The 12,634-nt window shown below is 66.0% G+C and carries 13 protein-coding genes; 8 read left to right on the top strand and 5 right to left on the bottom strand.

All coding sequences use genetic code 11. From position 1 onward, the window contains the following. Positions 1–26 precede the first annotated feature (26 nt). The 3 genes from ACP694_RS06925 to fabD form a co-directional block, all read right to left on the bottom strand. On the bottom strand, positions 27–266 hold the full coding sequence (locus ACP694_RS06925) for an acyl carrier protein (RefSeq protein ID WP_007672577.1): 240 nt from the start codon (positions 264–266) through the stop codon (positions 27–29). Positions 267–453: 187 nt separating this feature from the next. Continuing rightward, positions 454–1,194: a 3-oxoacyl-[acyl-carrier-protein] reductase gene (fabG, locus tag ACP694_RS06920; RefSeq protein WP_426011402.1), complete on the bottom strand. Its 741-nt coding sequence runs from the start codon at positions 1,192–1,194 to the stop codon at positions 454–456. Positions 1,195–1,210: 16 nt separating this feature from the next. Beyond that, positions 1,211–2,155: an ACP S-malonyltransferase gene (gene fabD, locus ACP694_RS06915; RefSeq protein ID WP_426011401.1), complete on the bottom strand. Its 945-nt coding sequence runs from the start codon at positions 2,153–2,155 to the stop codon at positions 1,211–1,213. A gap of 170 nt (positions 2,156–2,325) precedes the next feature. Here fabD and ACP694_RS06910 point away from each other — a divergent pair, with 170 nt between their 5' ends. Beyond that, positions 2,326–2,880, top strand: a complete 555-nt coding sequence (locus ACP694_RS06910; protein ID WP_426011400.1) for a peroxiredoxin — start codon at positions 2,326–2,328, stop codon at positions 2,878–2,880. A 45-nt stretch (positions 2,881–2,925) separates the two neighbouring features. Here ACP694_RS06910 and ACP694_RS06905 read toward each other — a convergent pair whose 3' ends face one another. After that, a complete protein-coding gene (locus ACP694_RS06905; RefSeq protein ID WP_426011399.1) occupies positions 2,926–3,579 on the bottom strand; it encodes a hypothetical protein in 654 nt (217 codons plus the stop codon). A gap of 265 nt (positions 3,580–3,844) precedes the next feature. On the opposite strand from ACP694_RS06905, the gene rpsF reads away from it, so the two are divergent. From rpsF to alr, 7 genes are all read left to right on the top strand, one after another. Then, positions 3,845–4,225 carry a 30S ribosomal protein S6 gene (gene rpsF, locus ACP694_RS06900; protein ID WP_426011398.1) on the top strand — a complete coding sequence of 127 codons (381 nt, stop codon included), beginning with the start codon at positions 3,845–3,847 and terminating at the stop codon, positions 4,223–4,225. 15 nt (positions 4,226–4,240) lie between these two features. Further along, the gene (gene rpsR, locus ACP694_RS06895) at positions 4,241–4,516 is read left to right on the top strand and encodes a 30S ribosomal protein S18 (protein WP_426011397.1); all 276 of its coding nucleotides are present in this window, start codon (positions 4,241–4,243) and stop codon (positions 4,514–4,516) included. A gap of 13 nt (positions 4,517–4,529) precedes the next feature. Further along, positions 4,530–5,114, top strand: a complete 585-nt coding sequence (rplI, locus tag ACP694_RS06890; RefSeq protein WP_426011396.1) for a 50S ribosomal protein L9 — start codon at positions 4,530–4,532, stop codon at positions 5,112–5,114. A 197-nt stretch (positions 5,115–5,311) separates the two neighbouring features. Then, positions 5,312–7,756, top strand: a complete 2,445-nt coding sequence (locus ACP694_RS06885) for a TonB-dependent receptor plug domain-containing protein (protein WP_426011395.1) — start codon at positions 5,312–5,314, stop codon at positions 7,754–7,756. Positions 7,757–7,920: 164 nt separating this feature from the next. Next, positions 7,921–9,444 (top strand): replicative DNA helicase, encoded by a 1,524-nt coding sequence (locus ACP694_RS06880; protein WP_426011394.1) that lies wholly within the window; start codon positions 7,921–7,923, stop codon positions 9,442–9,444. Between the two features lie 72 nt (positions 9,445–9,516). After that, positions 9,517–10,200: a MarC family protein gene (locus ACP694_RS06875; protein WP_426011393.1), complete on the top strand. Its 684-nt coding sequence runs from the start codon at positions 9,517–9,519 to the stop codon at positions 10,198–10,200. Positions 10,201–10,249: 49 nt separating this feature from the next. Then, a complete protein-coding gene (gene alr / locus ACP694_RS06870) occupies positions 10,250–11,332 on the top strand; it encodes an alanine racemase (protein ID WP_426011392.1) in 1,083 nt (360 codons plus the stop codon). Here the strand turns inward: alr and ACP694_RS06865 are convergent. Then, positions 11,319–12,470 carry a Yip1 family protein gene (locus ACP694_RS06865; RefSeq protein ID WP_426011391.1) on the bottom strand — a complete coding sequence of 384 codons (1,152 nt, stop codon included), beginning with the start codon at positions 12,468–12,470 and terminating at the stop codon, positions 11,319–11,321. The genes alr and ACP694_RS06865 overlap by 14 nt on opposite strands. Positions 12,471–12,634: the final 164 nt, after the last annotated feature.

Genomic DNA, 12,634 nt, shown 5'->3' with positions numbered 1-12,634 from the left:
TTCGCGAGCCTTGCGAACCCGACGCCTTAGGCGCCGGTCTTTTCCGTGATGAACTTCACGGCGTCACCGACGGTCTGGATGTGCTCGGCGGCGTCATCCGGAATTTCGATGTCGAATTCTTCTTCGAAAGCCATCACCAGCTCGACGTTGTCGAGGCTGTCGGCGCCCAAGTCGTCGATGAAGCTGGCCTTCTCGGTGACCTTTTCCGGGTCGGCATCCAGGTGCTCGATGACGATCTTGCGCACGCGCTCGAGAATGTCGGACATTCTGTTAGTCCCTCGTTTTAAATCTTGCAGTTCCGCAGGCGGTTTCGGCGAACCTAACCCCCCACGGGAATTGTCGGGCCACCGCCTATCACGTTCTTTTTCGGGTGACTAGCGGCTGTACTCTTTAGAAATCAGGGCCTGGGCCTTTCAAAGCGGAAAGGCGTGAAACCCCGGAAAGACGACTTGGTCAGATCATGGCCATGCCGCCGTTGACGTGCAAGGTCTGACCCGTGACATAGCCGCCCTGGTCACTGGCGAGATAAACGCACGCCGCCGCGATATCGCTCCCCTCGCCCAGACGACCGGCCGGAATCGTCGACAGAATGCTCATCTTCTGGGCGTCGTTGAGGGCGTCGGTCATCGGGCTGGCGATAAAGCCGGGGGCCACGCAATTGACCGTGACGCCTCGGCTGGCCAGTTCCTGAGCCAGAGCCTTGGAGAAGCCGATCATGCCGGCCTTGGAGGCGGCGTAGTTGGTCTGGCCGGGATTGCCGGTGACGCCGACGATCGAGGTGATGCCGATGATCCGGCCCGCGCGGCGCTTCATCATGCCCTTAGCGGCGGCGCGTGACAGGCGGAAATAGCCTTCCAGATTCACCTTGATCACGGTGTCCCAGTCCTCGTCCTTCATCCGCACCAGGAGGCCGTCGCGGGTGATCCCGGCGTTGGCGATCAGGATGTCGAGCGGCGCGCCGGCGGCCTCCTCGGCCTTGGCGACCAGGCCATCGACGGCGGCGGCGTCCGACAGATTCGCGGCGACGAACGACACGCGCTCGCCGAACTGGGCGGCCAGCTCCGACAAAGCTGATTCGCGGGTGCCAGACAGAACGACATGGGCGCCCTGCTCATGCAGAGCCTTGGCGATGGCGCCGCCGATGCCGCCCGTGGCGCCGGTGACAAGGGCGGTCTTGCCCGTGAGATCGAACATGATCTGATTTCCTGGTCTAGAGCGACTTTGCGAAGGCTTCGAGGTCGGCCGGGCTGTTCAGGGGAACGGCTTGCGCATCCGGAGCGATCCGCTTGGCCATGCCCGACAACACCTTGCCGGCCCCGGCCTCGGCGAAACGGGTGACGCCGCCCTCGCCCGCTAGCCAGGTCATGCTCTCGCGCCAGCGTACCCGGCCCGTGATCTGCTCGACCAGCAGACGGCGGATGACATCGGGATCATGGACCGGCGAGGCGGTGACATTGGCCACCAGCGGCGCACGGGGCGCGACGATCAGGGTGTTGGCCAGGGCCTCCTCCATCTCGTCGGCGGCGGGCCGCATCAACGGGCAGTGGAACGGCGCCGAGACGTTCAGCGGAATGGCCCGCGCGCCCAGTTCCTTGGCCTTCTCAATGGCCTTGTCCACGGCGGCCTTCTCGCCGGAGATCACCACATTGCCGTTGTTGTTGTCATTGGCCACGACGCAGACGCCGACTTCAGAGCCGGCCGCCGCGGCGGCTTCCGCCAGGGCCAGGTCGGTCTTGGGACCGATCAAGGAGGCCATGGCCCCCTCGCCCACCGGCACGGCGCGCTGCATGGCCTGGCCGCGCAGCTTCAGCAGGCGGGCCGTATCGGACAGGGTGATCGCGCCCGCGGCGGCCAGGGCGCTGTATTCGCCCAGGCTGTGACCGGCCACGAAGGCGGCGCGATCGACGCCGACGCCAAATTCCTTCTCCAGCACGCGGGCGACCGCCAGGCTGACCGCCATCAGGGCGGGCTGGGCGTTCTCGGTCAGGGTCAGGTCGGTCTCAGGCCCCTCGACCATCAGCTTGAACAGCTTCTGGCCAAGGGCGTCGTCGACCTCCTGGAAGACCTCGCGGGCGGAGGCGAAGGCCTGGGCCAGGTCGGCGCCCATGCCGACCGTCTGGCTGCCTTGGCCGGGAAAAATGAAAGCGATGCTCATGGAAGCTCGCGCCTCTCTTTTATAGATTGCAGGCGCGGAGGGTTAGGGGAAAGCCCGCCGACGGGCAAGCGAGACAGCGGTCGCCGACTTCTCTTGCTTTCCGTTGCAGGGCGTCCAAATTGCCGCCCGACCCGTAGCTCGGGTGATCTAAGGTCTCTGGAGCCCAAAGCATGCAACGCCTGTTCGCCAGCCTCGCCCTCTGCGGCGCCTTGGCCGCCGCCTCGCCCGCCCTGGCCGCCCTCAAGGTCGGCGACAAGGCGCCCGACTTCACCGCCCCCGCCGCCCTGGCCGGCAAGGATTTCAAGTTCACCCTGTCCAAGGCGCTGAAGAAGGGCCCCGTGGTCCTCTATTTCTTCCCCGCCGCCTACACCTCGGGCTGCACGGCCGAGGCCCATGAGTTCGCCGAGGCGACGCCGGAATTCGAAAAGCTGGGCGCCACGGTGATCGGTGTCACGGCCGGCGCCGTCGACCGCATCAAGGACTTTTCCAAGGAACACTGCCGCGACAAGTTCGCAGTGGCCGCCGCCCCCAACGGCCTGATCAAGTCCTACGACGTGGCTTTGAAGGCGGTCGGCGTGCCGATGCCGGGCGGCCTGTCAAACCGCACCTCCTACGTCATCGCGCCGAACGGCAAGATCCTGATGGCCTACAGCGACGGCAATTTCGCCGGCCACGTCACCCAGACCATGGACGCCGTGAAGGCCTACAAGGCGGCCAAGAAGTAGCATTGGGAGCGTCGGACTTCGGTCCGGCGCGCTCGGTACCGGACCCTACCAGCTCGTCCGGACCAGCTTGACCATCACCCGGCCGTCCTGGACCCTCTCGTCGGCGGCGCGCAGGCTGACGGTGAACTCGGCGGGGATGTCGAAAGGCCGGGTCAGGCTGACGTCGAAGCCCTCCTCGCCCATCGTGCCGCCGCCCACGGCGATGGAGGCCACCGGCCGGCCATCCAGGGTCAGTTCGGAGCGAAGACTGGCCCGGGTCACCGGCGTGCGGCCCCGTAGATACACCGGCTGGGTGGCGTTCATGTCCATCGACAGCCGCACATAGTTGGTCTTGGGCAGAATGCCGAAGCCGAACGATCGCGCCAGAGACGAGCGGATCGCCGCTTCGCGCGCGTTCCACGAAGCGCCGGCCGAGAGCGACCGATTGGCCTGGCCGTGCTCGTCGGGCTTCTGGCTGAGATTGAGGTCGAGATTGTAGGTCGGGTCATCGATCGCGCCGGCCACCTTGGCGGTCACCCGAGCGCTCTCGGCGTCGGTTGACAGATCCAGCGGCAAGGCGGCCGAATAGCCTCGGAAGTGGCCGTCACTGCCCCAGACCGACAGGTCGGGCTTTTTCACCACGTCGCCCGCCACAGCCGGCGCGGCGGCGGCCAGGGCGACCGAGACGGCCATGATCAAGGAAGACGGTCGAAACCCCATGTTCGCCCGATACCACGCGCTAGCACCAGACCGAAGGGGCCAGGCTGCACATTTGTATGATATTGCCACGACGGCCTTTAAACCGGGCGACCAACGGCTTCCTTGCCTATCCGCCGGCTTTCCTGTAATAGCGCGCCCTCTCACGGATGGCGGTCTTGCACGCAGCCCTATGGGTCGGGATTTCCCGCTCGGCATGCAGGATCCATCGTGATCGACGGACTTCCGCCGTCGCTCACGCCGCTGTCCAAGCCGGAAGAAGGAAAACATGTCGTTCTACGAACACGTGGTCATCGCGCGGCAGGATATCTCGCCGCAACAGGCCGAAGCTCTGAATGAGCAACTCAAGGCCCTCCTGGAAGAAAATGGCGGTCACATCGCCAAGATCGAATACTGGGGCCTGCGTAACCTCACCTATCGCATCAAGAAGAACCGCAAGGGCCACTATTCCCTGCTCGCCATCGACGCTCCGGCTGCGGCCGTCAAGGAGATGGAACGTCAGCTGCTGATCAATGAAGACGTGCTGCGCTTCATGACCATCCGCGTCGAAGAGCTGGACCTGGAACTGTCGCCGGTTCTGGCCCGTCGCGACCGCGAACGTGGCGAGCGCACTGAGCGCCCGCGCGACGAATTCGCGCCGGCCGCGTAAGGGAGAAGAGAGATCATGACCGATACAACCGCTCCCGAAGCCGCCGCTCCGGCCGCCGGCGCCGGCGCCCGCCGCCCGTTCTTCCGCCGCCGCAAGGTCTGCCCGTTCTCGGGCGCCAACGCGCCGAAGATCGACTACAAGGACGTGAAGCTGCTGCAGCGTTACGTTTCCGAACGCGGCAAGATCGTGCCGTCGCGCATCACCGCGGTGTCGGCCAAGAAGCAACGCGAACTGGCCAAGGCCATCAAGCGCGCCCGCTTCCTGGCTCTGCTCCCCTACGTCGTGAAGTAAGGGAGACACCACGATGAAAGTTATCCTGCTCGAACGCGTCGAAGGCACTGGCGTCCTCGGCGACGTGGTCACGGTGAAGGACGGCTTCGCCCGTAACTTCCTGCTGCCGCGTTCCAAGGCGCTGCGCGCCAACTCGGCCAACCTGAAGAACTTCGAGGTTCAGCGCGCTGAAATCGAAGCTCGCAACGTCAAGAACCGCGAAAACGCCGGCAAGGCCGGCGAAGGTCTGGACGGCACGACCTATGTGATGATCCGTCAAGCCGGCGAAAGCGGCCAGCTGTACGGTTCGGTCGCGGGGCGCGACGTCGCCGACGCCATCAAGGGCGGCGGCGGCAAGATCGATCGCTCGATGATCGTCCTCGACAAGCCGATCAAGAACCTGGGTCTTCACGAAGTGAAGGTGAAGCTGCACGCCGAGGTGACCATCACGGTTACCCTCAACATCGCGCGCAGCCAGGATGAAGCCGATCGCCAAGCGCGCGGCGAAAACGTCGTCGCCGCCCAGTTCGAAGAGGATCGCGCCGCTGAGGCCGAAGCCGCTTCGGACATGGCCGCCGGTGGCGCCGGTTCGTTCGAAGGCGACCACTACGAGTCCTGATCGGCTCGTAGCGCCTTGAGAAACCTGAAAAACGGCGCGGAGCAATCCGCGCCGTTTTTTTCTGTGCAATTACATAGAAATGCTCAGCTTGTAGGCGAACGCCGCGATACCCATCCTCTAGCCAGGGGAGACTGAACTCCCCGCCTCGGGAAAAAAGGCGCGAGACGCCCCCGGAGCTTCCAGAGGGGAATACTGTCATGCGTTTCAAGAGCTTCCTGTTGACCGCCACGTCCGTGGCCGCTTTCGCCGGCGTCGCCCAAGCCCAATCCACGGCGCCGAACCCGGATGAACAGACCGCAGTCGAAGAGGTGGTCGTCACCGGCACCCGCACCACTGGCCGTTCGCGCCTCGACACCTTGGCGCCCGTCGATGTGGTCACCGCCAAGGCCCTGCAACAGCGCGGCGCCACCGACATCGCCACCGCCCTGGCCGCCACCGTGCCTTCAATCACCTTCCCGCGACCGTCCAACACCGACGGCACCGACGCCATCCGTCCCGTGGTGCTGCGCGGCATGGGTCCCGACCAGACCCTGGTGCTGGTCAACGGCGCGCGCCGTCACACCTCGGCCCTGATCAATGTCAACGGCTCGGTCGGGCGCGGCTCGGCCGCCGTCGATCTGAACGCCATCCCCACTAGCGCCATCGACCGCATCGAGGTGCTGCGCGACGGCGCCTCGGCCCAATACGGTTCGGACGCCATCGCCGGCGTCGTCAATCTGCGCCTGCGCGAGGCCGATCACGGCGGCGGCCTAACCGTGACCTACGGCGAGTACGTGACCCAGCTGAATGGGTTCTACGGCGGCAAGCGCGACATCACCGACGGCGCCTCGGCCACCGTGTCTGGCTGGCAGGGCTTCAAGCTGGGCAGCGACGGCTTCCTGACCGTCTCGGCCCAGTACCGCGACCTCGACCCGACCAATCGCGCCGATTTCGACCCGCGCGTCAGTCCCGCCCGCGTCACCGGCCGCACCGGCGATCCGAAGACCGAGGACGTCTCGGTCTATCTGAACGCCGCCAAGCCCCTGGCGGCCGGCTGGGAAGCCTATGGCTGGTATGGTTATCAGCAGCGCGACGCCAACTCCGCCGCCAGCTTCCGCCTGCCCACCGACGCCAGCCAGAACATCCCGTCGGTCTATCCGAGCGGCTACCTGCCGCTGGTGACCACCGACACCGAGGACGTCACGGCAGCCGGCGGCCTGCGCGGCGAACTGGGCAGCTTCAAGATCGACACCAACCTGGTCTATGGCCGCAACGACATCGACTTTGGTGTCGAGAACACGATCAACCCGTCCTATGGCCCGACCTCGCCGCACAGCTTCAAGGCCGGCGGCCTGACCTATGACCAGTTGACCTTCGGCCTGGACGCCAGCCGCGAGGTCGAGGTGGGCCTGGCCGCTCCGCTGAACGTCGCCTTTGGTCTGGAAGCCCGCCGCGAAGGCTTCCAGATCAATGCAGGCGAGGTCGCTTCCTATGCCCGCGGTACGGTCTCGCCGACTCTGGCCTTCGGCTCACGCGGCTTCACCGGCTTCGCGCCGAGCAACGCTGTCGATGTCGATCGCCACGAGGTCGGGGTCTATATCGACCTGGAAGGCAAGGTCGCCGACAAGCTGACCGTCGGCGTCGCGGGCCGCTACGAGGACTATTCGGACTTCGGCTCCAGCACGACGGGCAAGTTCACGGCGCGCTATGACTTTACCCCCGCCTTCGCGCTGCGCGGCGGGGTCTCGACCGGCTTCCGCGCCCCGAGCCTGCAGCAGCAGTACTACACCGCCACCTCGATCACCTATGTGGCCCAGGCTCTGCCGGGCGGCGGCGGCACGGTGTTGGTGCCGTTCGAATCCGGCACCTATCCGTCGGTCAGCCCGGTGGGCCTGGCGCTGGGCGGCAAGCCGCTTGAGGCCGAGAAATCGACCAACTATTCGCTCGGCGCGGTCTATCGCAAGGGCGCCTTCGAGCTGACGATCGACAGCTACAAGATCGACGTGCGTGACCGCATCGTGCTGTCGGAACTGTTCTCGAACGCCGCCAGCGCGTCCAACCCCAACGCCGCCCAGATCGGCGCCCTGCTCGCGCGCTATGGCACGACCGCAGCCCGGATCTTCATCAACGGCGTCGACACCTCGACCCAGGGGATCGACGTGGTGGCGCGTTACCGGATCAATGACGAACAGGCCGGCACGTTCGACCTGACCCTGGCGGGCAATCTCAACGACTTCAGCGTCGACAAGACGCCGGTCACCACCACCCTGGCCAAGCCGCAATCGCTGTTCGCCCGCCAAGCCACCCTGCGCTTCGAAAAGGGCACGCCGCGCCAGAAGGTCACCCTGCAGGGCGACTGGAGCAAGAACCAGTGGGGAGCGACCCTGCGCTCGACCTTCTATGGTGACGTGCTGGCCCCCGGCACCGCCAATGACGGCAGCACCGACTGGCACACCGGCAAGAGCGGCGTCATCGACGCCGAAGCCCGTTACACCTTCCCGATCGGGTTGACGGCCTCGGTGGGCGCCGACAATCTGTTCGACTCCTACACCAACCAAGTGCCGCCCAATCTCAACACCAGCGGTGCGGGGCCCTACAGCAACTTCTCGCCCTATGGCTTCAACGGGCGACTGGTCTATGGCCGCCTCAGCTACAGCTGGTAGGCTGACCTAGGGTCAATCCATAAGGCGCGGAGAGCGATCTCCGCGCCTTTCTCATGCGTCCGGGCCTGTCGTAAGCCGAGCGCAGAACATACACAAAACATCCCCGTTCATCTGTCGCCGTCGGCCATGCGGACCGTGTGCGAGGGAAGGCTCCGCGTTAACCTGTGCCTATGTCGCTCGTCCCCGCTCTAGACCTCCGCCCGTTCTCTCCGATGGGCGAGATCATCGTCGCTGTCGCGCCGCACAATCTGGAGGCCGAGCAGGCGCTGCTGGGCGTGCTGCTGTACGACAACGCCGCCTATGAGCGCCTGACCGACAGCCTGCAGGGCCGTCACTTCTACGAGCCCTTCCACGCCCGGCTGTTCGGCGCGATCGAGACCCACATTCGCAAGGGCCAGCTGGCCGAGCCGATCCTGCTGGCCGACGAGTTCAAGAAGGACCCGGCCTTCGAGGAACTGGGCGGCCTGCGCTATCTGGCCGACCTCGTCGATCGCGCGCCCCCCGCCGCCAATGTCGGCGACTATGCGCGGGCGGTGTTCGACCTGGCCCTGCGCCGCGACCTTATCCGCATCGGCGGGACGATCTCGACGACCGCCCACGGCCATGGCGAGGTGCAGCTTCCGGCCCGTGACCAGATCGAGGCGGCCGAGCAGCAGCTCTACACCCTGGCCGAAAGCGGCGTGGCCAGCTCCGGTTTCGTCAGCTTCGGCGACGCCCTGCGCGGCGCGGTCGAGATGACCGCCGAGGCCTACAGCCGCGACGGCGGCATGTCGGGCCTGGCTTGTGACCTGATCGACCTGGACCAGAAGATCGGCGGTCTGCACCCCTCCGACCTCGTGGTGCTGGCTGGCCGCCCATCGATGGGCAAGACGGCCTTGGCCACCAACATCGCTTTCAACATCGCCCGCAAATATGCCTGGGAACCCCAGCCGGACGGCAGCAAGAAGACGGTCAGCGGCGGCGTCGTCGCCTTCTTCTCGCTGGAAATGAGCGCCGAGCAGCTGGCGTTGCGGATGCTGGCCGACGCCTCGGGCGTGTCGGGCGACCGGCTGCGCAAGGGCGAGATCGACGCCTCGGAGTTTGGCCGGGTGCGCGACGCGGCCATCGAGCTGCAGGAGGCGCCGCTCTATATCGACGCCACCGGCGGCATCTCGATCGCCAAGCTGACCGCTAGGGCCCGTCGCCTGAAACGCCAGGTGGGCCTGGACCTGGTGGTGGTCGATTACCTGCAGCTGGTCACCGGCTCGGACCTGGGCGCCAACGCCAACCGGGTTCAGGAAGTCAGCCAGATCACCATGGGTCTCAAGGCCTTGGCCAAGGAACTTGCCTGCCCGGTGATCGCCTTGTCGCAGCTATCTCGCCAGGTCGAGAACCGTGAGGACAAGCGGCCCCAGCTCTCCGACCTTCGGGAATCGGGCTCGATCGAGCAGGACGCCGACATGGTCTGGTTCGTCTATCGCGAGAGCTACTATGTCGGCCGCGCCGAGCCCCGCGAAGGCACGCCCGAGCACCTCCAATGGCAGGAGGACATGGACCGCCTGCAGGGCTTGGCCGAGGTGATCATCGCCAAGCAGCGGCACGGCCCGATCGGGACCGTGCGCCTGTCGTTCAACAGCGACACCACCCGCTTTGGCAATCTGGCCCGCGACCACTATTTCCACCAGCACCGCAGCGGCAGCGAGGAATAGGGGCGCGCTGAGGTTTGACCTGACGGACAAACACGGGTCAGGGTCGCGCCGTTCACATCGCGAGGCTGATCGATGGACTTCCACCCCCTGCCCCTGGACACCGTGGCAGGCGCCTTCCTGCTAGCCTTTCCGGCGCTGTTCTCGATCGTCAATCCGGTCGGCGCCTCGCTGATCTTCCACCAGGTGCTCAGCCATCGCACGCCGGCCGAGCGCCACGCCCTGGCCGCCAAGATCGCGGTCTACGCCCTGGCCATCCTGCTCGGCTCGCTGCTACTGGGCGGCTATATCCTCAACTTCTTCGGTGTCAGCCTGGGCGCTCTGCGGGTGGCTGGCGGGCTGGTTGTGGCGATCCGCGCGTGGGGCCTGTTGATGGATCCAGAAGACTACGAGGACCGCAAGAGCGGCGACGCCGCGCCGGCCCAGCAACGCGCCGAGGACATCGCCTTCTTCCCCCTGACCATGCCGTTCACCACCGGACCAGGCTCGATCGCCGTGGCCATCGCCCTGTCTTCCCAGAGGCCGGCCGGCGGACACACCGTGGTGCCATTTTTCCTGGGCGCGAGCCTGGCGGCCGTGGCGATCGCCTTGTCGATCTGGCTGCTGTATCGCGCCTCGGATCGGGTCATGGCCCTGCTTGGCGTCTCTGGTGCTCGGGTGATGTCGCGTCTGGTCGCCTTTCTATTGCTGTGCATCGGCGTGCAGATCCTGGCCAGCGGTGTGGAGAACCTGGCGACACAGTTTCTGCTGCATCACTGAACGCGATCTCCACTGGCCTTGGACGGCGGCCTCGGTTACGCCCTGCCCCGTGACCGAAACCAGCCTGCTCACCCTCGACCTCGACGCCCTGGCGTCCAACCACGCCGTGCTCAAGGCCGCGGCGGGCGGGGCCGAGATCGCGCCGGCGGTCAAGGCCGACGGCTACGGACTGGGCGCGGCCTTGGTGGCGGGCCGGCTGTGGGACGAAGGCGCGCGGAGCTTCTATGTCGCCCGGCTGTCGGAGGGCCTGGCCTTGCGCGCGAGTTTGGGTGATCGGGACGCCACGATCTACCTGCTCGACGGCGTGACGCCCGGCGCGGCCCCGGCCATCGAGGCCGCGCGCCTGACGCCGGTGCTCAACAGCCTGCCGCAGATCGAGGCTTGGAATAGCCATGCGCGCGGCCGAGTGCTGGACGCCGCCCTGCACATCGACACCGGCATGAACCGCCTGGGCCTGCGTCCGGAGGAGGCCGTCGTGCTGACCGGGGCCATGGACCGCCTCAAGCACGTCAACCTCACCCTCGTGATCAGCCACCTGGCCTGCGCCAGCGAGCCGGACCATGCTTTGAACGCCCGGCAGCTATCCCGCTTCACCGAGGCGGCGGCCCTGTTCCCCAACGCCCGTCGCAGCCTGGCCAATTCCGGCGGGATCTTCCTGGGCGGCGACTACCAGTTCGATCAGGCGCGTCCCGGGATCAGCCTCTATGGCGGCGGCCCGCGCGACCTGCCCGACGCCCGGATCAAGGCCGTGGCCACCCTGGAAGCGCCGATCCTGCAGGCGCGGGTCGTGCCGCGCGGCGAGAGCATCGGCTATGGCGCGGCCTTCACCGCCACCGAGACCACCCGCGTCGCCATACTGGCGGCCGGCTACGCCGACGGCGTGCCCCGCGCCGCCCATCCGCGCGGGGCGATGTGGTTCGACGGCGCCCTGCGGCCGATGCTGGGCCGGGTCTCCATGGACCTGATCGCCGTCGACATCACCGATTGCGACGCGGCAAGGCCGGGTGCGATGATGCAGATCATCGGCCCCGACCGCCTGGTCGACGACGCGGCGGCGGCGGCGGGCACCACGGCCTATGAGCTGCTCACCCGCATCGCGCCCCGGGCGCGGCGGGTGGTCAAGGCTCGATAGGCTCGCGGGACAAGACCTCCAGCCGCGCGGCGTCCACCGCATTCACCGCTTGCCGCAGTTCGTCGATGTCCGCCGTTTGACCAGCAGCCTCCACCGTGAAGCGGTCAGCCACCAGCATGCTGTAGCTCCCCGAGTTAGTGGTGTTGTCCCATTTTTCCGTGACCAGCCTTCCATTGAGCTTCTCGACGGTTTCATAGCCGTTGGCCGTCTTGCGCGTGGAGGGATTGCTAATCGCCGTCGCCACGCTCGCCATGATAGAAGATGGCCCCAGATCGGTAATCGTCAGGCTGAATTTCAACGCGCCCCGAATATAGTCACCCTTGCCCACCGAGGTGCCGGTGGTCTCGTTCCAGCCGCTCTCACCGCCAGCCCTCTGATAACCCGCGATATCAAGCGGCAGCAGAGCGCCCAGCCCCTTCACCGGTGCACGGGCGGCTGCGACATTGGCGTTCGTAGCCGCTTGAGCCTGCATCGCCTCGAACATCTCGGCAGCGGCCTTGTCGTCGTTTAGGATGGATTTCGGCGTGCTTCCCGTGAAGGCGTCGCCATGAAAGGCGATCCACCCCGCCGTCAGGTTGGTTGCTGTACTGGTCCCGACGAACAGCACGATCCAACAAATCGTTGCAACGGCCATATAGCCGAACGCCTTCTCCTTGGCCGACCTCATCAGCCTGGGCAGCCCGACATAGTACAGGTACACGCCATAGAGGTTCGCCAAAACGCCCACGATGCCCAGCAGAGGGAACACACCCAGCAGACCAAAGAGCCAGCCTGGTGTAGATGCGTAGGCGGCAACCTTCAGAGCCCGAACGAAATCGCGTCGCCCGTCGAAACCCGGAGCAACACCGTTGATGACCAAGGCGAGAGCAAAAACGGACAACAAGGTCAGCGCATACTGAACGGCCGCGCCGGCGATCATCGGTTTTAAGGGCAAGAACCCGTGGCCGAAGAGCTGGATGAGGACCAACTTGGCCGCCGATGGGATCGCGGCGACAAGTCCTACATAGCCAAGATTGAGATAGCCAAGTCTGGTTGGCTCTTGGTCGATCTGATCCCATTCGGCCGAAGGAGATCGCAACAAATTCGCCAAGCGGCCGAAAAGGTTGAACGAACCGGCGCCGTGTTCAGCAGCTGACATCGTGCGTTTCCCCCGAATCCGAACATCTACCGCCGAACATACAAGGTCGGTGTGGTGGTCGGAGCCAATTCTTCCCCGCTCGGACGGACGCCCATCCCACGTCCGGCTTTGGCGCATCGCCCCGGCACCCTGTAGTCTCCAGTCACGCGCGAATCAGGAGACCC

The organism is Caulobacter sp. DWR2-3-1b2 (assembly GCF_049896345.1).
Lineage (GTDB): Bacteria > Pseudomonadota > Alphaproteobacteria > Caulobacterales > Caulobacteraceae > Caulobacter.
The sequence above is the reverse complement of the archived record's forward strand: the minus strand, read 5'-3'. Positions and strand labels throughout refer to the sequence as shown.

Bases quoted from the DNA above. Each gene is read 5' to 3' on its own strand.
- fabG (WP_426011402.1), bottom strand. From the start codon at position 1,194: ATGTTCGATCTCACGGGCAAGACCGCCCTTGTCACCGGCGCCACGGGC.
- rpsR (WP_426011397.1), top strand. From the start codon at position 4,241: ATGACCGATACAACCGCTCCCGAAGCCGCCGCTCCGGCCGCCGGCGCC.
- ACP694_RS06865 (WP_426011391.1), bottom strand. From the start codon at position 12,470: ATGTCAGCTGCTGAACACGGCGCCGGTTCGTTCAACCTTTTCGGCCGC.
- rpsF (WP_426011398.1), top strand. From the start codon at position 3,845: ATGTCGTTCTACGAACACGTGGTCATCGCGCGGCAGGATATCTCGCCG.
- ACP694_RS06910 (WP_426011400.1), top strand. From the start codon at position 2,326: ATGCAACGCCTGTTCGCCAGCCTCGCCCTCTGCGGCGCCTTGGCCGCC.
- ACP694_RS06925 (WP_007672577.1), bottom strand. From the start codon at position 266: ATGTCCGACATTCTCGAGCGCGTGCGCAAGATCGTCATCGAGCACCTG.
- ACP694_RS06875 (WP_426011393.1), top strand. From the start codon at position 9,517: ATGGACTTCCACCCCCTGCCCCTGGACACCGTGGCAGGCGCCTTCCTG.
- ACP694_RS06905 (WP_426011399.1), bottom strand. From the start codon at position 3,579: ATGGGGTTTCGACCGTCTTCCTTGATCATGGCCGTCTCGGTCGCCCTG.
- fabD (WP_426011401.1), bottom strand. From the start codon at position 2,155: ATGAGCATCGCTTTCATTTTTCCCGGCCAAGGCAGCCAGACGGTCGGC.
- ACP694_RS06885 (WP_426011395.1), top strand. From the start codon at position 5,312: ATGCGTTTCAAGAGCTTCCTGTTGACCGCCACGTCCGTGGCCGCTTTC.
- rplI (WP_426011396.1), top strand. From the start codon at position 4,530: ATGAAAGTTATCCTGCTCGAACGCGTCGAAGGCACTGGCGTCCTCGGC.